General features: G+C 67.5%; 13 protein-coding genes. 5 read left to right on the top strand and 8 right to left on the bottom strand.

The genetic code is table 11. The features are described 5' to 3' along the window. The gene (locus tag ACOAMO_RS01770; protein WP_420175883.1) at nucleotides 1-234 is read left to right on the top strand and encodes a MoaD/ThiS family protein; all 234 of its coding nucleotides are present in this window, start codon (nucleotides 1-3) and stop codon (nucleotides 232-234) included. Nucleotides 235-376: 142 nt separating this feature from the next. Continuing rightward, complete coding sequence (locus tag ACOAMO_RS01765; protein ID WP_420175882.1) at nucleotides 377-1,105, top strand: type II CAAX prenyl endopeptidase Rce1 family protein; 729 nt, start codon at nucleotides 377-379, stop codon at nucleotides 1,103-1,105. A 29-nt stretch (nucleotides 1,106-1,134) separates the two neighbouring features. Here ACOAMO_RS01765 and glp read toward each other — a convergent pair whose 3' ends face one another. The 6 genes from glp to ACOAMO_RS01735 are packed head-to-tail and all read right to left on the bottom strand — an operon-like array spanning nucleotide 1,135 to nucleotide 10,315. Then, complete coding sequence (gene glp / locus ACOAMO_RS01760; protein ID WP_420175881.1) at nucleotides 1,135-2,343, bottom strand: gephyrin-like molybdotransferase Glp; 1,209 nt, start codon at nucleotides 2,341-2,343, stop codon at nucleotides 1,135-1,137. After that, entirely contained in the window at nucleotides 2,340-3,548 is a 1,209-nt protein-coding gene (locus tag ACOAMO_RS01755; protein WP_420175880.1) for an MFS transporter, read from the bottom strand. Before ACOAMO_RS01755 ends, glp begins: the two co-directional genes overlap by 4 nt. Next, the gene (gene narI, locus ACOAMO_RS01750) at nucleotides 3,545-4,315 is read right to left on the bottom strand and encodes a respiratory nitrate reductase subunit gamma (protein WP_420175879.1); all 771 of its coding nucleotides are present in this window, start codon (nucleotides 4,313-4,315) and stop codon (nucleotides 3,545-3,547) included. The genes ACOAMO_RS01755 and narI overlap by 4 nt, the downstream gene beginning before the upstream one ends. Beyond that, on the bottom strand, nucleotides 4,312-4,950 hold the full coding sequence (narJ, locus tag ACOAMO_RS01745) for a nitrate reductase molybdenum cofactor assembly chaperone (protein WP_420175878.1): 639 nt from the start codon (nucleotides 4,948-4,950) through the stop codon (nucleotides 4,312-4,314). The genes narI and narJ overlap by 4 nt, the downstream gene beginning before the upstream one ends. Then, the gene (gene narH, locus ACOAMO_RS01740) at nucleotides 4,947-6,599 is read right to left on the bottom strand and encodes a nitrate reductase subunit beta (RefSeq protein WP_420175877.1); all 1,653 of its coding nucleotides are present in this window, start codon (nucleotides 6,597-6,599) and stop codon (nucleotides 4,947-4,949) included. The genes narJ and narH overlap by 4 nt, the downstream gene beginning before the upstream one ends. Continuing rightward, a complete protein-coding gene (locus ACOAMO_RS01735) occupies nucleotides 6,599-10,315 on the bottom strand; it encodes a nitrate reductase subunit alpha (protein ID WP_420175876.1) in 3,717 nt (1,238 codons plus the stop codon). The genes narH and ACOAMO_RS01735 overlap by 1 nt, the downstream gene beginning before the upstream one ends. Before the next feature lie 143 nt (nucleotides 10,316-10,458). On the opposite strand from ACOAMO_RS01735, the gene mobA reads away from it, so the two are divergent. Beyond that, nucleotides 10,459-11,043 carry a molybdenum cofactor guanylyltransferase gene (mobA, locus tag ACOAMO_RS01730; protein WP_420175875.1) on the top strand — a complete coding sequence of 195 codons (585 nt, stop codon included), beginning with the start codon at nucleotides 10,459-10,461 and terminating at the stop codon, nucleotides 11,041-11,043. Nucleotide 11,044: 1 nt separating this feature from the next. Here the strand turns inward: mobA and ACOAMO_RS01725 are convergent, their stop codons facing one another. Continuing rightward, nucleotides 11,045-11,452, bottom strand: coding sequence for a M23 family metallopeptidase (locus ACOAMO_RS01725; RefSeq protein ID WP_420175874.1), 408 nt, complete (start codon nucleotides 11,450-11,452; stop codon nucleotides 11,045-11,047). A 424-nt stretch (nucleotides 11,453-11,876) separates the two neighbouring features. Here ACOAMO_RS01725 and ACOAMO_RS01720 point away from each other — a divergent pair, with 424 nt between their 5' ends. Then, nucleotides 11,877-13,064, top strand: coding sequence for a dicarboxylate/amino acid:cation symporter (locus tag ACOAMO_RS01720; protein WP_420175873.1), 1,188 nt, complete (start codon nucleotides 11,877-11,879; stop codon nucleotides 13,062-13,064). An 82-nt stretch (nucleotides 13,065-13,146) separates the two neighbouring features. On the opposite strand, the gene ACOAMO_RS01715 is transcribed toward ACOAMO_RS01720, so the two are convergent. After that, complete coding sequence (locus ACOAMO_RS01715) at nucleotides 13,147-15,534, bottom strand: glycoside hydrolase family 3 N-terminal domain-containing protein (protein ID WP_420175872.1); 2,388 nt, start codon at nucleotides 15,532-15,534, stop codon at nucleotides 13,147-13,149. A gap of 259 nt (nucleotides 15,535-15,793) precedes the next feature. Between ACOAMO_RS01715 and ACOAMO_RS01710 the strand changes: the two genes are divergently transcribed. Then, nucleotides 15,794-17,149, top strand: a complete 1,356-nt coding sequence (locus tag ACOAMO_RS01710; protein WP_420175871.1) for an MATE family efflux transporter — start codon at nucleotides 15,794-15,796, stop codon at nucleotides 17,147-17,149. The last annotated feature ends 68 nt before the right edge of the window (nucleotides 17,150-17,217 follow it).

Raw genomic sequence — 17,217 nt, 5'->3', positions numbered from 1 at the left:
ATGCAGATTCGCTGGTTCGCCGGTGCCGCGCATGCGGCAGGAGTGACCGAGGAGACCGTGCAGCAGGCCCACCAGGGCACCGTGAGGGAGGTGCTGGCGCAGCTGCGTCCGGGGGCCGCGACGGTCCTGGAGCGGTGCTCCTTCCTGGCCGACGGTGCTGCGCTGGCCGCAGACGCGCCGTGGCCGCAGCAGGCCGACGTGCTGGACGTCCTGCCTCCCTTCACCGGAGGCTGAGCCGCTCGAGCCGCTCCCGAGCGAGCCGGTCCCGCGAGCAGGGGCCCCATCCTTGGAAGGGGTGCCGACCCGACCCGCGTCGGGGTGGTGGCCGTCGATTGCACGAGGCCCCGGGCCGGTGGGCCGCCCTAGGGTGGTCGCCATGATCGTGGCCAGTCCCTCCCAGCCGTCCACCCCGACACGCCTGCCGGGCCCCACGTGGCGTGACGTCCTGGCAGCCTTCGTGCTCGGGATGGTGGTGCCGGTGGGCGCGCTGATCGGTGGGTTGTTGCTGGCACGAGCCTTCGGCGTGGCACGCCAGCTGTTGCCCTTCGCCGTGGCCGCCGCCGTGCTGGTCATGACCGTCGGGCTGTACTGGGTGGTGCGCAGCCGGCTGCGATGGGGGTGGCGAGAGCTCGGCTTCACCCCCGCCGCCCGCAGTCTGTGGCACCTGTGCTGGGAGCTTCCCGTGATGGTGCTGGGATCGGCGCTCTTCGCGGCCACCGTGGGACCCCTGGTCGGTCTGGCACCCACCAGCGACGCCGACCGGGCCTCGGGCAGCAGTCTCAACGGTCTGGGCGATCGCCCGCTGCTGTTGGCCTTCACGGTCCTTGCGCTGGTGGTCATCGGGCCCCTGGTGGAGGAAGTGCTCTTTCGTCGCTTCCTGCTGGACGCCATCCGGGCCCGCTGCGGCACCTGGCTGGCGGTGCTGGGCAGCGGCGTGGTCTTCGCCCTGGTGCACGTCTCCCCGCAGGTCATCTGCTACGTCCTGCCGTTGGGGTTTGCGCTGGGACTGCTGCGCGTGTGGCACCAGACGCTGTGGGCGAGCCTGCTGGCGCACTGTGCCAACAACGCCTTGGTGACCGCCATCACCTTGACGCTGGTGCTGTGAGCCACCCTTTGGCCCCGGCCCCAGTGGGGTCACCTGGTCAGCAGTACCCGTAGTTCGTCGCCGGCCTTGACCGGTTCGGTGACCACGGCCAGACCGTCGGCACGGTGCAGCGTCCCGATCCGGTGGGAGCCGTGCCCGCCGGGGGCGGGCAGGGCCACTCCGTCGCGCAGTTCCACGTCGAGCAGCCGGGTGCGCCCGGCCCTGGTGCCGAAGTCAGTGCCGGCCGGGCAGGTCAGCCAGCGTCGGGAGTCCGGCTCTCCCCGGAGCGCGTCGACGGCGGCTCGGACGAAGAGCTGGAGCCCCACGTGCACCGCCACCGGGTTTCCCGGCAGGGCGACCAGCGGGACCCGGCGTCCGGCGATGGTCACCTGCCCCCAGCCCTGTGGCTTGCCGGGGGTCATCGCCACATGACCCATCTGGAGGTGGGCCAGGGGTGAGGAGGCTGCCCACGACTGCAGGACGTCGTGGGAGCCGACCGAGACCCCACCCGTGGTGACCACCAGGTCTGGGGCGTCGTGGCAGTGCTCCATGACCTGGTCCAGCTCTGCGGGATCATCGCCGGCGTGGCAGATCGCCATGACATCGGCACCCAGTTCACGCACGGTGGTGGCCACCAGCACGGAATTCGAGTCCGGGATCTGGGCCTGGCCCAGATCCCGGCCGGCAGGGACCAGTTCGTCACCGGTGGTGACCACCAGCACGACGGGTCGCGGCGCGACGGGGAGGGTGCCGTGACCGGTGGCGGCTGCCGCCGCCAGATGGGTCGAGTCCAGCAGTGTTCCGGCCTCGAGCACCGTGTCACCCTCGGCCACGTCCTCACCACACGGGCGGATGTGGGAGCGCTGGTCGTCCTCACGGACGGTCACCGAGGCGGGAAGGGGGCTCTCGCCTGCAGGGGCATCGGTGAGCTCCACCGGCACCACCGTGTCGCACCCGTCGGGAACCGGGGCCCCCGTCATGATCCGGACGCACTGCGCCGGCGGTGGGGTGATGGGGGTGCCGCCGGCCGCCACCTCACCCGCGACGGGCAGGGTCACCGGCACCTGGGCCAGGTCTGCCCGGCGCAGCGCGAAGCCGTCCATCGCAGAACTGTCGAAGGTGGGAACCGGCACCCTGGCAGAGATGGTCCGGGCAAGCCGAAGCCCGTGGCAGTCCAGCAGGGGCTTGACCACCACGGGCAAGGCAGTGACGAGATCGCGGATCCGGGCGCGATGCTCGTCGATGGAGACGGCGCTCACGCCTCGCGCTTCTCCTTCAGCACGAAGGCCAGGGCCATGCCGAGGACGGCGGTGACGACCAGGGCCCACAGGCCCTTGGCGTAGGAGTTGGTGGCGGCGTCATAGGTGGCGGCCATCACCAGCGGCGGGAAGTATCCACCCAGACCGCCGGCCGCGGCGACGGTGCCGGAGATGGCGCCGACCTTGTCCTTCGGCGAGAGCCGAGGGACCCAGCCGAAGATCGAGCCCTGGCCCAGCCCGAGGCAGGCTGCCATCAGCAGGAAGGTGATGCCGGTCAGTGCCCCCTCCTTGGGCTGGGTGGACGCGACGAAGGCCATGCCGGCGACCCCGGCGAGGGAGATGAGGGAGATGATCTTGGGGCCCACCTTGTCCGCCAGGATGCCGCCGAAGGGGCGGGCCAGGACGGCGGCGATCACGAAGGAGCCCATCCGGTTGGCGGCCGCCACGGTGTCCAGGTGCGGGTAGACCGTCGTCAGGTACTTGGGCAGGAAGGTGGAGAAGGCGACGAAGCCGCCGAAGACGATGGCGTACAGGAAGCACATCTGCCACGTGATGCCCAGCTTCAGGGCCGCGGCGATGCGCGGGACGATCGGGTTGACCTGCGGTTCCCAGGCGGGCGACTCCTTCATGGTGAACCAGACCAGGGCGGCGACGGCCACCAGCACGGCCGCGATCACGTAGTGGGCGGTCGAGTAGCCCAGGGCCTTGACCAGGCGAGGAGTCACGAAGGCGGCGACGGCCGTGCCGATCATCCCCATGCCGAAGACACCATTGGCGAAGCCCCGACGTTCCGCGACGTACCAGGCGCTGGAGAAGGGAATGCCGACGGCGAAGATCGTGCCCGCGATGCCCAGGTAGAAGCCCGAGGCGATAAGCAGGGGGTAGTTCTTCGTCTGGCCAGCGATGGAGACGAGGACGACGGCCGGGGCCGACAGCAGCAGGATCGCGGCGAACATCTTGCGCCCGCCCAACCGGTCGGTGAGAGCGCCGACGACGATGCGGCCCAAGGACCCGACGATCACCGGGGTGGCCAGCATCATGGCGATCTGGCTCTCGGACAGGCCCATGCTCTGCGCATAGGTCTTCTGCATCGGGGCGATCGACATCCATGCCCAGAAGCCGGTGGCCGAGGCGATGGTGGCCAGGATGACCTGGCCGAGCTGGCCGCGCAGCTGGGAAGTGGCTGGGGCAGGGGAAGTGCTCATCGACGAATCTTTCTGTCAGGGGTACCGATCGGGTCCCAGCCGCGTCGGCTGCCGGTTCCCTGGCTGGACGGGGTCTCGTGGACGTCCCGGGAACGGTAGACGATGTAGGGACGGAAGAGGTAGTGCAGCGGTGCGGTGAAGGCATGCACCAGGCGGGTGAAGGGCCAGATGGCGAAGAGCAGCAGGCCGCCCAGGACGTGCAGGTGGAAGACCAGCGGCGCACCGGTCATGGCCTCCACGTCGGGCTGGAAGGTGAACAACGAGCGGAACCACGGCGAGATCGTCTCGCGGTAGTTGTGCTCCTCGCCATTGGGCATCCGGTTGCCGAAGAGCGTGGCGCAGATGCCCAGCACGATCGCTGCCGCCAGGAAGATGTACATCACCTTGTCGTTGACCGTGGTGGCGCTGAAGACCTCGCCAGTGGTGCGACGACGCCAGATCAGGACCACCAGGCCCAGCAGGGTGGCGATGCCCGCGGCCAGGCCACCGCCCAGGGCCACCAGGTGGTAGGTGTGTTGGCTGATGCCCACTGCGTCGGTCCAGGCCTTGGGGATCACCAGGCCCATGAAGTGGCCGATCGCGACGAAGATGATGCCGAAGTGGAACAACGGCGAGGCGATCTTGAGCAGCTTGCTCTCGTAGAGCTGCGAGCTGCGGGTGGTCCAGCCGAACTGGTCGTACTTGTAGCGCCAGATGGTGCCGCCGATCAACAACGTCACGCAGGCGTAGGGGAGCATCCCCCACAGGAAGGTGTCCATGGTGCTCATCGCCTTTCCAGTTCCACGAATTGGGGTCCGCCGTAGCCTTCGAGGCCCACGTTCTCTGTCGGCATCGCCGCGTCGACCATTGCCTGCACCTCGGCGCGGGTGCTGGGCGAACGCCCCGGCAGGGTGGCGCAGATCGCCTGCAGGATCCCGGCCTGGGGAAGCTCGTCACGTTCCAGCTGCATCCGCAGCAGTTCCAGGCTCGGCCGGTAACGGGTGAGCAACTCGGTGCCGCGCTCGGGATCGCCCAGGGCGGCGAACTCGAGCACCAGGGGCAGGTGGTCGGGCAGCTCGCCGGCCAGGTCGACCAGCAGCCCCGAGTCGCGGTAGATCTGCTTGATGCCAGCCAGCACCTCGCCCCGCCGACGGGTGTCGCCGTCGGTCCAGTAGGACAGGTGCAGCGCGTGGCGGCGCGAGATGTCGAACTCCGCCACGTGGAAGCTCTGCGACTCGGTCAACGGCTGCCCCTGCAGGTGGGCCAGGGTCGCCTCGAACCAGGGGCTCCACTGCGTCTCGGCGATCGCCTCGCGCAGCACCGGCAGGCGCTCCAGGAGTTCCTCGTCGGGATAGCTGAGCAGCAGCGAGGCCACTTGGTACATCACGCGGGTGGCGTGCGGTGTCACGGATGGGGCAGTCATCGCGGCGGATCCTCGTCGAACTTGGAGAAGTCCACGCCCTTGAGGCCGTCGGCCGAGGGGGTCAGCGGCGGCGGCGCGACGTCGGCCTCGGCAGCCGCCTGGCGTGCCTTGATCGACTGGTAGGTCTCGATCGCCACCGGGACCGGGCCGCGCGAACCGCCCCCGAAGGGGGCCTCCTCGCCCATGCCCGGGCCGTCCTCGAAGTCGAGCGAGCAGCCCATCTCCTCCAGGTTGTGGGCCTGTTCGATGTGGGCCTTGGGGATGACATAGCGCTCGTCGTACTTCGCGATGGCGAGCAGGCGGTACATCTGCTCCATGGCCTCGGGGGTCAGGCCCACCGCGGCAGCCAGCTCCGGGTCACGCTCATTGTGCAGGGTCACGCCGCGCATGTAGGAGCGCATCGCGGCGAGCTTCTGCAGCACCTCGGTGACCACCTGGGTGTCGCCGGCGGTGAACAGCTCGGCGAGGTATTCCACCGGGATGCGCAGCGCGTCGATGGCGCCGAACAGGTTGCCGGGGGCCTCGGCGTCGTGCCCCTGCTCTCGCAGCAGGTCGACGACGGGGGACAGCGGCGGGATGTACCAGACCATCGGCATGGTGCGGTATTCCGGGTGCAGCGGCAGTGCGACCTTGAAGTGCTTGATCAGCGCGTAGACCGGGGACTTCTGCGCCGCGGCGATCCAGTCCGACGGAATGCCGGACTTGCGGGCCTCGGCCAGCACCTGCGGGTCGTGCGGATCCAGCATCACGTCGAGCTGGGCCTGGTACAGGTCCTGGTCATCCTTGGTGGCGGCTGCCTTGGTGACGGCATCGGCGTCGTAGAGGATGATGCCGATGTAGCGCAGGCGCCCCACGCAGGTCTCGGAGCACACCGTCGGCATGCCGGCCTCGAGGCGTGGGTAGCAGAAGGTGCACTTCTCGGCCTTGCCGGAGCGGTGGTTGAAGTAGATCTTCTTGTACGGGCAGCCAGTGATGCACTGGCGCCAGCCGCGGCAGGCGTCCTGGTCGACCAGCACGATGCCGTCCTCGGAGCGCTTGTAGATCGCGCCGGAGGGGCAGGAGGCCATGCAGGACGGGTTCAGGCAGTGCTCACAGATGCGAGGCACGAAGAACATGAAGCTCTTCTCGTACTCGAACTTGATCTTGTCCTGGCTCTCCTGGCGCAGCTTCTGGATCACCGGGTCCTCATGGCCGGATTCATGGGTGCCGCCCAAGGCGTCGTCCCAGTTGGCCGAGTAGGTGATCTTGGTGTCCTTGCCGGTCAGCAGGCTCTTCGGGCGAGCCACCGGGAAGTCGTCACCCAGCGGGGCATTGGTGAGGGTCTCGTAGTCGTAGGTCCACGGCTCGTAGTAGTCCTCCAGGCCCGGCTGCACCGGGCTGGCGAAGATGCTCAGCAGCTTCTTGAAACGACCACCGGAGCGCAGCTTGAGGCCACCAGTGGCGGTGCGGACCCAGCCGCCCTGCCACTTCTCCTGGTCCTCGTAACGACGGGGATAGCCCTGTCCGGGGCGTGTCTCGACATTGTTGAACCAGACGTACTCGGTGCCGGCCCGGTTGGTCCACGCCTGCTTGCAGGTGACCGAACAGGTGTGGCAGCCGATGCACTTGTCGAGGTTCATCACCATCGCGACCTGTGCCATGACTCGCATCAGTACTGGACCTCCTGGGAGCGCTTGCGGATGGTGGAGATGATGTCTCGGTTGACGCCGGTGGGGCCGATGTAGTTGAAGGCATAGGCCTGGTGGGCGTAACCACCGATCAGATGGGTCGGCTTGAACAGGATTCGCGTGACGGAGTTGTGGATGCCGCCTCGGCGTCCGGTGGCCTCCGACTTGGGGACGTCGATGGTGCGTTCCTGCGCGTGCTGCACGTAGGCGATGCCGGCGGGCAGCTTGTGGGTGACCACCGCGCGGGCGACGAAGACGCCGTTGGCATTGGTGCACTCCACCCAGTCGTTGTCCTTGACGTCGATCGACTGCGCATCCTCGACGCTGAGCCAGGCCTGGGGGCCGCCGCGTCCCAGCGAGAGCATGAACAGGTTGTCCTGGTACTCGGAGTGGATCGACCACTTGTTGTGCACCGTCAGGTAGCGCAGCGTGATCGCCTTCTCGCCGCGCTCGCCGATCTCGGGCTCGCCGTAGGCGCGTGCCATGTTCAGCGGTGGACGGTAGATGGGCAGTTGCTCACCGGCATCGATCATCCAGTCGTGGTCCAGGAAGAAGTGCATGCGGCCGCTGAGCGTGTGCCACGGCTTCATCCGCTCGGTGTTGATCGTGAAGGCCGCATAGCGGCGTCCACCGGTCTCCGAGCCGGACCACTCCGGGGAGGTGATCACCGGCTGCGGCGCCTGCTGTGTCTGCACATAGCTGATGATCTTCTCCTCCGACCCCTCGGACAGGTCGGCCAGCCTCACGCCGGTGCGCTTCTCCAGGGTCTTGAAGCCCTGGGTGGCCAGTTCGCCATTCGTCGTGCCGGAGAAGGTGAGGATCGCCTCGGCCATGCGCGCGTCGGTGTCGATCGCCGGTCGTCCCGCGGCCGGACCCGAATCGAAGACGCCGTGCAGCCCGGCCAGCCGGTCCACCGCGTGCTGCACGTCGAAGGTGATGGCCTTGGTGGTGAAGCCCAGCCGGTCGGCCAGCGGGCCGACGCTGAGCAGCTTGTCGGCGATCGCGGTGTAGTCGCGTTCGACGACCATCAGGTTCGGCAGGTTCTTGCCCGGCACGGCCGGGACGTCGGTGCCGCGCCAGTCGGGCACCTGGCCACCGGGCTGGGCCAGCTCGCCGGGGGTGTCGTGCTGCATGGGCACCGCGACGATGTCCTTGCGCACGCCCAGGTGCTTCTTGGCGAGTCGGCTGATGGCCTGTGCCAGCGCCTTGAAGGTCTCGAAGTCGCTCTTGGCCTCCCACGGCGGGTCGATGGCCGGGGTGAAGGCGTGCACATAGGGATGCATGTCGGTGCTGGACAGGTCGTACTTCTCGTACCAGGTGGCGGCGGGGAAGACGATGTCGCTCAGCAGCGTCGAGCTGGTCATGCGGAAGTCGCTGGTGATCAGCAGGTCGAGCTTGCCCTCGGGAGCCTCCTCGCGGAAGTTCACCGTCTTGGGGCGGTGCTCGACGCCGGCGCCGTGACCGTTCTCCATCACGTTGTTGTGGGTGCCCAGCAGGTGCTTGAGGAAGTACTCCTCACCCTTGGCGGAGCTGCCGAACAGGTTGGAGCGCCACAGGATCAGGTTGCGTGGCCAGTTCTCGGGCGCATCGACGTCCTCGATGGCGCTCTTGAGGCGGCCCTCCTTCAGCTCACGCGCAATCCACTCCTGCACGGTGTCGGCCTCGCCGGCGGCCACGGCAGCCTCGGCCTGGTCGGCCAGGTCGAGCGGGTTGCGGTCGAACTGCGGGTAGAAGGGCATCCACCCCAGGCTGTTGGCGGTGGCCATCGCGTCGGCGGCGTGCAGCCCGTCGAGGTGGCCCTTGCTCAGCGGCGAGGTGATCGCGTCGGCGCTGAAGCCGTCGGTGCGCCACTGGTCGGTGTGCATGTACCAGTAACCGGTGCCGATCATGGTGCGCGGCGGGCGGCTCCAGTCCAGGGCATTGGCCATGTTGAACCAGCCCGTCATGGGGCGGCACTTCTCCTGGCCGACGTAGTGCGCCCAGCCGCCGCCATTGCGGCCGATGCAGCCGGTGAGCATGAGCAGCGCCATGATCGCGCGGTAGGTGGCATCGGCGTGGTACCAGTGGCAGATGCCGGCACCGATGATGATCATGGTGCGGCCCTGCGACTCCTCGGCATTCTTCGCGAACTCACGGGCGATGCGGATGCACTGCTGCGCCGGGACCGCGGTGATCTCCGCCTGCCAGGCCGGGGTGTAGGGGCTGTTGACGTCGTCATAGCCGCTCGGCCACTGCCCGGGCAGGCCGTCGCGCTCCACCCCGTACTGGGCCAGCATCAGGTCGAGCACGGTGCAGTAGCGCTGGCCCTCGATCTCGACGGTGGGCACGCCGCGACGGATGATCGATCCCTCGCCGCGCGGGTCCTCGAAACAGGGCAGCGCCAGCTCGACGGGCTGGGCGCCGGGCACGTCCTTGACGCTGAGTGCGGGTTCGATGCCGTCCAGGTTGAGGTTCCACTGGCCCTGGTCCGCCTCGTTGTGGCGGAAGCCCAGCGATCCCTTGGGCACCACCGGGGCATTGGTGGCCTGGTCCCACATGATCGTCTTGAAGTTGGCGTCGGGCTGGTGGGCGTGCTGCGGCAGGTCACTGGCCAGCAGGAACTTGGAGGCGGTCAGGCCATGGCCCTGCGGATGGTCCTCGACGCGGACCAGCATGCCCAGGTCGGTGTACTTCGTGACGTAGTCGGTGAAGAAGGGCACCTGGCGATCGACGTAGTTCTCCTTGAGCATGACGTGGCCCATGGCCATCGCCAGTGCTGCATCGGTGCCGGCCTGGGCGGGGACCCATTCGTCGGCGAACTTCACGTTGTCGGCGTAGTCGGGAGCGACCGCGATGACCTTGGTGCCGCGGTAGCGCACCTCGGCCATCCAGTGGGCGTCGGGAGTGCGGGTGATCGGAACGTTCGAGCCCCACATCATCAGGTAGGTGGAGTCCCACCAGTCGCCGGACTCCGGCACGTCGGTCTGGTCACCGAAGACCTGCGGGCTGGCGACGGGCAGGTCGGCGTACCAGTCGTAGAAGGAGGTCATGGCGCCACCCAGCAGGTGGGTGAAGCGGGTGCCGATGGCGTGGCTGACCTGGCTCATCGCGGGGATGGGGCTGAAGGAGACCAGCCGGTCGGGGCCGTAGTTCTTGATGGTGTTCACATAGCTGGCGGCGCTGATCTCCAGCGCCTCCTCCCAGCTGATGCGCACCAGACCGCCCTTGCCGCGGCCGCTCTGGTAGCGACGACGCTTCTGGGGATCGGTGCTGACGTCGCGGAAGGCCTCCACCGGGTCGCCCAGTCGGGCCTTGGCCTCGCGGTACATCTCCACCAGCGAGGCGCGCGCATAGGGGTAGCGCACCCGGGTAGGGGAGTAGGTGTACCAGCTGAAGGCCGCACCTCGGGGGCAGCCGCGCGGTTCGTACTCCGGGCGGTCGGCGCCGGTGCTCGGGTAGTCGGTCTGCTGCGACTCCCAGGTGATGATCCCGTCCTTGACGTAGACCTTCCACGAGCAGGATCCGGTGCAGTTCACGCCATGCGTGGAGCGCACCACCTTGTCATGGCTCCAGCGGTCGCGGTAGAAGACGTCGCCCTGCCGTCCGCCCTCGCGGAAGACGGCCCGACCGTCCTGGGACTCATCCCACTTGGTGAAGAAGCGTCCGAACTTCAACAGGGCGTTGGAGGTTGCCCCGTCGGTGCGCGCGGTGTCAGTCATGGCACTATCAAAGCATGTGGTGGCGGGAGTCTTACAGTTGCCCCGGTCTTTTCATGACAATTTGAATTTGATGATTCGCGCCTTGCGAAAATGGCGATCGCGAATTCCGAGCAAATCAGTAATTGAAACCAAAAGGAGTTGTGGTGGAGCTCGCAGCCATCGTGCTGGCCGGGGGGAGATCCTCGCGAATGCGGCGTGCCAAGCAGGGGTTGAAGCTCGACGGGCGCACCCTGCTGCAACGCGCCGTCGACGCCTGTGCAGACTGCGGCCAGATCGCCGTGGTGGCCGACTCCGGTCAGGTCAAGGAATGGATCGCCCCCGATCCGCGGGTGGTGATCACTCTGGAGGACCCACCCGACGGTGGGCCGGTGGCCGGCCTGGCGGCGGGTCTTGCCGCCTTGCGGCTGCAGGACGGTGACGGGGTCGTCGTGATCGCCTGCGACCTGCCGCGGGTGGATGAGCTGATGCCGCAGTTGCTGGTGCACGCTGCCCACGCTGACCACGAGGCGGTGGTGCCCCAGGACTCGCAGGGGTGGCCGCAGTGGCTGGCTGCCTGGTACCGCGTGGGGCCGCTTCGCTCGGCCTTGGGGCAGGCCCAGGAGCTTCGTGATGTCTCGGTGCGACGAGTGCTGGGCGGCATCGAGCACCACTCGATCTCGCTGCCCGACCAGCTGCTCGGCGACGTCGACGACCCCGAGCAGGCGCGGGCGGCCGGCATCGAGGTCTGAGTCAGCTGCGGCTGGCCCGCAAGGCTGGCCACGGGTCTGTGGCCGACTCGACGGTGGCGCCCGCAGGTCGCGTCTCGAAGTGCAGGTGGGGGCCGTCGAGGTCTTCCGTGCCGCTCATGCCGGAGGTTCCGAGCAGCTGTCCTGCCCGCACCCGTTCACCGTCGGAGACCGCCACGCTGTCCAGGTGGCCCAGCACGTGGTCGATGCCCGCCGCACGCAGGATCACGGGCTTCGAGCCGTAGGCGCTGCCTGTCGTGGTGGGATTCACCAGCACCACGCCCGCCACACCGGCGCGGATCTCGGTGCCCACCGGCATGTCGATGTCGACTCCGTGGTGGAAGCCCTGCTGACCACTGCACCGGCTGGAGGGCTGGTACCAGGGGCTCGCATTGCACCCGAACTTGATCATGGCGCGATGGCTGCCCTGGAACCAAGGGCTGGTCCAGCAGGTTGCGTCATCGGTCCAGAAACGCGGCTGTCCTTTCCAACGGGTGCTGGTCGTGCGGCAGCTGCTGGGCGTGGCGGTCGGGGTGGTGCTGTTTGGGGAAGGGGTCGTCGTCGGCGTGGCCGCGGGGGAAGGGCTGGCTGCTGGGCTCCCCACGGGGCTGTGCTCCGGGCTCCCCGCTGGGCTCCGCTCTGGGGCCTGCGGGGTGGGCGCACAGGCCGTGGCAGCCACGAGGCAGGCGGGGACGACAAGGGCAGCGGCGAGGATGTGGGCGGCACGCGTCATGCCACCAGTATTTGTCCGGCCGGGCCACTCTTGGTCGAGGAGTGTGAGCTATTTCGAGCTCGTGGCCCTGTGCACCGGGCCGTCGGAGCCCTACGCTCCTCCCATGGAGACTTCTCGCCCACGATTGGGCCTGCTGCCCAAGATCTTGATCGCGATCGTCCTCGGCATTGTCTGTGGGCAGTTCTTCCCCAATGGACTCGTGCGTGTCTTTGTCACGTTCAATGGGCTCTTTGGCAATTATCTGGGATTCGTCATTCCCCTGATCATCCTGGGATTGATCGCTCCGGCCATTTCCGAGCTCGGGAAGGGGGCCGGCAAATGGCTGGCCGTGACCACGGCCATCGCCTACTGCTCCACGATGTTCGCGGGTCTGATGGGCTTTGGCGTCTCGATGGCGCTGCTGCCCCGTCTGCTGCAGGGCAAGACGGTCGTCGACCTGACCAACCCGGAGGATGCCCTGCTTGCCCCCTATTTCAAGGTCGAGATGCCCCCGGTGATGGGCGTGATGAGTGCGCTGCTGCTGGCCTTCGTGGTGGGCGTGGCACTCACCGTCGTCAAGAGCGACGTCATCCGCCGCGGATTGGTGGAATTTCGGGAGATCGTCGAGCTGGTGATCGTCAAGACGGTGATTCCCGTGCTGCCCCTCTACATCTTCGGCATCTTCCTGAACATGACCGCCGCGGGTGAGGTCTGGCGAGTGATCAGCACCTTCCTGGGGGTGATCGTGATGGTCTTCGCGCTCACCGCGGTCCTGTTGCTGATCCAGTACTCGGTGGCCGGTGCCATTGCCCGTCGCAATCCCCTGACCATGCTCAAGACGCTGATGCCGGCCTATGTGACCGCCCTGGGCACCTCCTCGTCGGCCGCGACCATTCCGGTGACACTGCGCCAGACCATCGTCTCGGGGGTTTCGGAATCCGTGGCCTCCTTCGTCATCCCGCTGTGCGCGACGATCCACCTGGCCGGATCCACCATCAAGATCACCTGCTTCAGCCTGGCCGTGATGATCCTCTACGGCATGCCGATCAAGACCAGCGTGATCATCGGTTTCATCATGCTGCTGGGCATCATGATGGTGGCCGCCCCCGGCGTCCCCGGCGGCGCGATCATGACCGCCACCGCCCTGCTCACCAGCCAGCTGGGCTTCAACGAGGCGCAGGTGGGCCTGATGATCGCCACCTACATCGCCATCGACTCCTTCGGCACTGCCACCAATGTCACCGGTGATGCCGCGATCGCCGCGGTGGTCGACACCCTGGTGGAGCGCGACGGAGGCATGGCGCGAGCCTGATTCGACGCTCCCAGTCGCACAGTGGGGAGGATTTCCACCGACATCGGTGGAAATCCTCCCCACTTCTCGTGGCGCCGGCATCTCAGCGCTTGATCACACCCTTCCAGTTCAGGCCAAAGCCGAAGGTGTAGAGATTGCCCTGGGAATCGCGGTACGGGGTCATGTCCTCTCCGACGTCCTCCAGCTGCGCCTCGACGGCATCCATGTCCTTCGGGCTGGCGATCGGCAGCCGTCCGGACGGGTTGTGCTGGCCCAGCGCCGTCTCGATCAGTGCCCGGTCATTGACCGAATAGCCCACCAGGATGGCGTCGGCCTTCTTCTCGAATTCCGCCGGGATGAAGCTGGTCTTGGCCTTGACCGCCACCACCAGGGGGATCTGTCGACCCGTGCGCTTCTCCACCTTGCGGATGGCCTTGGCTGCATTGGTCACGGCCGTCAGGTCGTACTCGTTGCCGATCCGGCTGGTGGCGCCGTAGTAGGAGCGGTTCTCGCGGCTCCCGTCGGGGCGGATGTCACCAGCGATGGAGTCCTTGCGGACGTGCTTGCCATTGGCCAGATAGGGCTTCCACTGCAGCGAGAGCGGGTAGAAGCTGCCGTCGTCGGCCATGCCCGCACCGGTGAAGTTGTCGCCATTGTCGGGTGAGCGCATCCCCGCCAACACGAGGTCGGCCTTGGAGAGGTCGGGCTGCCGGTAGTCGACGATCCGGCCGTCGGCGTCGTAGAGCGGGGTGTCGGTCAGCACCGTCTTGAAGTACTTCTTCGCCACCTCGACGTCGAGCGTGGGGCCGACCCGGTCCGGGGTGTCCTGGTTGAAGACGCTCGGGAAGCCGTGGCCGATGGAGCTGGGGATGTAGACGGTCTTGTTCCTCCACTTGGCCAGCGGAGACTTCTTGATCGTCTTGTCCTTGTTCTTCAGCATCACGATACTGTCGAGCTGGGCCGCGATGCCGCGCTCCACCTTGTCCTGGCTGGCGACGACGGACTTCGAGTGCGCCAGGTCCAGGTAGGGGTTCTCGAACAGACCGGGGGCGAAGATCATCCGCAGGATCCGCTCACCGGACTGGCGGAAGCGGGCGTCGGCGCTGATCGGGTTCTTGCCTGCCTCGAAGTCCTTCTGCCACAGGGCGTGGGCGGCGAGTACCGGCAGCTTGTCGTTGTTGCCGCCGAACATGTCCAGGCCGGACCGCAAGACCGCGTAGTGGCGCTCCTCCACGGAGGCGTCCTCCATGCCCCAGGCCATCCCGTACTTCGAGTTGGGATCCGTGTAGCCCGTGGTCACGCCCCAGTCGGTGCAGATCACGCCGTCGTAGCCGGCATCGCGGGCAATGTCGATCTTGGTCTTGTCATAGGCCGAGCCGACGCGGTTGCCGGTCAGCGACGAGCCGTCCTTGGCGATGGCGATGGAGTACGACGACATCATCGACGTCGCCTTGCTGGCGGCCTTGAAGGGAGCCAGGTGCTCGTCGAAGTTGTCGCCCGGGTAGACGGCGTACTTGCCGGAATTGCGGTGCGACTCACGCCCGCCCTCGCCCGCCCCGTCGCCGGGGAAGTGCTTGATCATCGTGTTGATCGAGTCCTTGCCCCAACCGGTGGCATGACCGTAGGAGTCGTAGGTGTTCTGCGAGCCGTCGACATAGGCCTTGGCCATGGTCGACGCCAGTTGGGTGTTCTCGCCGAAGGTGCCGTCGACGCGCAGCCAGCGGGGCTCGGTGGCCAGGTCGATCTGCGGCCCCAGGGCGGTGGTGATTCCCATGGCTCGGTACTCGGCCGAGGAGGTCTTGGCGAAGTCCAGCATGGTCTTGCGGCTGAAGGTGGCCGCGAGGCCGATGTTGCTGGGCCAACGCGAGATGTCGTCGCCGGCGGCGTTGTAGGCGGAGTCATTGGCGGCCGTCGAGCGCGGGTCGGAGGAGAAGTTCACCGGGATGTAGGGGGTGTCGGCCTGGGCCTGGCTCTCCGCATAGGCCTGCAGCTGGTTCACCCAGGTGACGTTGGCGGTGACGTCATTGGGCGCGGCATTGAGCACATTGCGCAGGTGGTCCTCGCCCAGGTACTTGCGCTGGGCATCGGTGATGCCGGCGGCGGCATCGCGCTCGTGGGAGCTGAACAGCATCAGGCCGGCGATCTGCTCCATGGACAGTTCCGGGGCGAGGGACTTGGCGCGCTCCTCGGGGGACTTGCGCCAGTCTTCCCAGGCGTCGAGCTCGTTGTTGGCGTTCATGTCCTTGAAGGCAAGGGTGGCGCTGGAGGTCTTGACCTCCAGCAGCTTCACCGCTCCACCGGGCACGTAGCTGAGGACGGCACCGTCGTCGGGATTGGTGACTTCGGTGTAGGTGGTCTTGCCGTCGGTGACGGTGCGGGTGGTGAAGCTCGCGTCGGCGGCATTCGACGGCGCGACGGCTCCACCTCCCATCACCAGGCAGGTCGCCGTGGCAAGGCCAAGGGCGACGCGGCTTGGGGATGAGTGGGGCATGGCTGCTCCTTGTGGCCGCCGGGGAGTGCTCCCTTGCACTCGCGTCGACCGGGGCCGGTGGGGTGGCCCCAGAATCGCATGGCGATTTCCAAGCATGCAAGGGATCGAGGTGAATCTTCTACCAATTGGTCAGCGCCAGGTCGACTGCCCGATGGTCCTCGGGTCCCGTGCGGCTGAGGGCGAGCTGGGGGTGAGGAGAGTTCCATGGCTACCGCTCGGTAGGATTTCTCGACCCCGAACGACCATCCAGGAGGCGGCCATGGCCAAGAACCTCACCACCGGCTCGCCGATCAAGCTGATCATCCTGTTCACCCTGCCCCTGCTGCTGGGCAATGTCTTCCAGCAGGCCTATGCGGTGGCCGACACCATCGTCGTGGGGCGGCTGATCGGGGTGCAGGCCCTGGCCGCGGTGGGCGCCTCGGGCAGTCTGCAGTTCCTGCTGATCGGCTTCGCCATGGGATGTTCGGCCGGTCTGGCCATTCCCGTCTCGCGCTTCTACGGCGCAGGCCAGCTCGACCGGATGCGACGGGCCGTCGCCACCGGCGCGATGATCAGTGGTTGCGTGGCCATCACCATCACCTTGTTGGGAACCTTCGGCGCGCCGCTGATGCTGCGCTTGCTCGGCACCCCTGACGAGCTCGTGCCCCAGGCAACCGTCTTCCTGCGGGTCTTCTTCGGGGGTGCGGTCGCCACCGTCGCCTTCAACTACCTCTCCTCGGTGATTCGAGCACTGGGCGACAGCACGACCCCGCTGATCTTCCTGATGATCGCCAGCGTGCTGAACGTGGCGCTGGTGCTGGCCTTCATCGGTGGGCTCGGCATGGGCGTCGGGGGAGCGGCACTGGCGACGGTGCTGGCCCAGCTGGTCTCGGCGCTGCTGTGCCTGACCCTGGTGTGGCGCCGGATGCCCGAGCTGCACCTGGGACGCGCCGACTTCGTGGTCGACCCCGCCCAGCTGCGGGAGTCGGCCCGGCAGGGCTTCACGCTCGGCTTCCAGATGTCGATCATCGCGCTGGGCGCCGCGATGCTGCAGTTCGGCATCAATGGACTGGGATCCACCGCCGTGGCCGCCTTCACCACCGCCATGCGCGTCGACCAGATGGCGGTGATCCCGCTGGCCAGCATCGGTGTGGCCATGGCCACCTTCGTGGCGCAGAATGCCGGCGCCATGCAGTGGCGGCGCATCCTCGACGGCGTGCGGCAGACCCTCATGCTGTCGGCGGCCTTGTCATTGCTGCTGGGTGGCCTGATCTTCCTGTTCGGAACCCAGCTGGTGGAGGTCTTCGTCGGGCCCGGGCAGCCCCAGGTGGTGCAGATGGCGCACCAGTACCTGGTGGTGAACTCGGCGCTCTACGCCGTGCTCTCGGTGCTGTTCGTGACCCGTCACAGCATCCAGGGCCTGGGCTCCACCCTCGCGCCCACCATGGCGGGAGTCCTCGAACTGGTGGCCCGCGGAGTCGTGGGCCTGGTGCTGGTGCAGCACATCGGCTTCCTCGGTGTGGTGCTGGCCGCACCTGCCGCCTGGATCCTGGCGCTGGTGCCCCTGCTGCTGGCCTGGCGTGCCCATCGACGCCTGCTGATCACCCGTGACAACGAGGCATCGGTGCCAGCCTGATTCGCCTCCTCGCGGGGGCGGCCGGCCGACACACCTTGCCGGCCTTGCTGGGGGTTGTGGCACCCGTG

Origin of the sequence: Luteococcus struthionis (genome assembly GCF_048595755.1) — a bacterium.
GTDB lineage: Bacteria > Actinomycetota > Actinomycetes > Propionibacteriales > Propionibacteriaceae > Luteococcus.
Note: the sequence above shows the minus strand (reverse complement) of the source record. Positions and strands in the feature narration are given on the sequence as shown.

Bases quoted from the DNA above. Each gene is read 5' to 3' on its own strand.
- ACOAMO_RS01735 (WP_420175876.1), bottom strand. From the start codon at position 10,315: ATGACTGACACCGCGCGCACCGACGGGGCAACCTCCAACGCCCTGTTG.
- ACOAMO_RS01715 (WP_420175872.1), bottom strand. From the start codon at position 15,534: ATGCCCCACTCATCCCCAAGCCGCGTCGCCCTTGGCCTTGCCACGGCG.
- ACOAMO_RS01725 (WP_420175874.1), bottom strand. From the start codon at position 11,452: ATGATCAAGTTCGGGTGCAATGCGAGCCCCTGGTACCAGCCCTCCAGC.
- ACOAMO_RS01720 (WP_420175873.1), top strand. From the start codon at position 11,877: ATGGAGACTTCTCGCCCACGATTGGGCCTGCTGCCCAAGATCTTGATC.
- ACOAMO_RS01770 (WP_420175883.1), top strand. From the start codon at position 1: ATGCAGATTCGCTGGTTCGCCGGTGCCGCGCATGCGGCAGGAGTGACC.
- ACOAMO_RS01765 (WP_420175882.1), top strand. From the start codon at position 377: ATGATCGTGGCCAGTCCCTCCCAGCCGTCCACCCCGACACGCCTGCCG.
- ACOAMO_RS01755 (WP_420175880.1), bottom strand. From the start codon at position 3,548: ATGAGCACTTCCCCTGCCCCAGCCACTTCCCAGCTGCGCGGCCAGCTC.
- narI (WP_420175879.1), bottom strand. From the start codon at position 4,315: ATGAGCACCATGGACACCTTCCTGTGGGGGATGCTCCCCTACGCCTGC.
- narJ (WP_420175878.1), bottom strand. From the start codon at position 4,950: ATGACTGCCCCATCCGTGACACCGCACGCCACCCGCGTGATGTACCAA.
- ACOAMO_RS01710 (WP_420175871.1), top strand. From the start codon at position 15,794: ATGGCCAAGAACCTCACCACCGGCTCGCCGATCAAGCTGATCATCCTG.
- narH (WP_420175877.1), bottom strand. From the start codon at position 6,599: ATGCGAGTCATGGCACAGGTCGCGATGGTGATGAACCTCGACAAGTGC.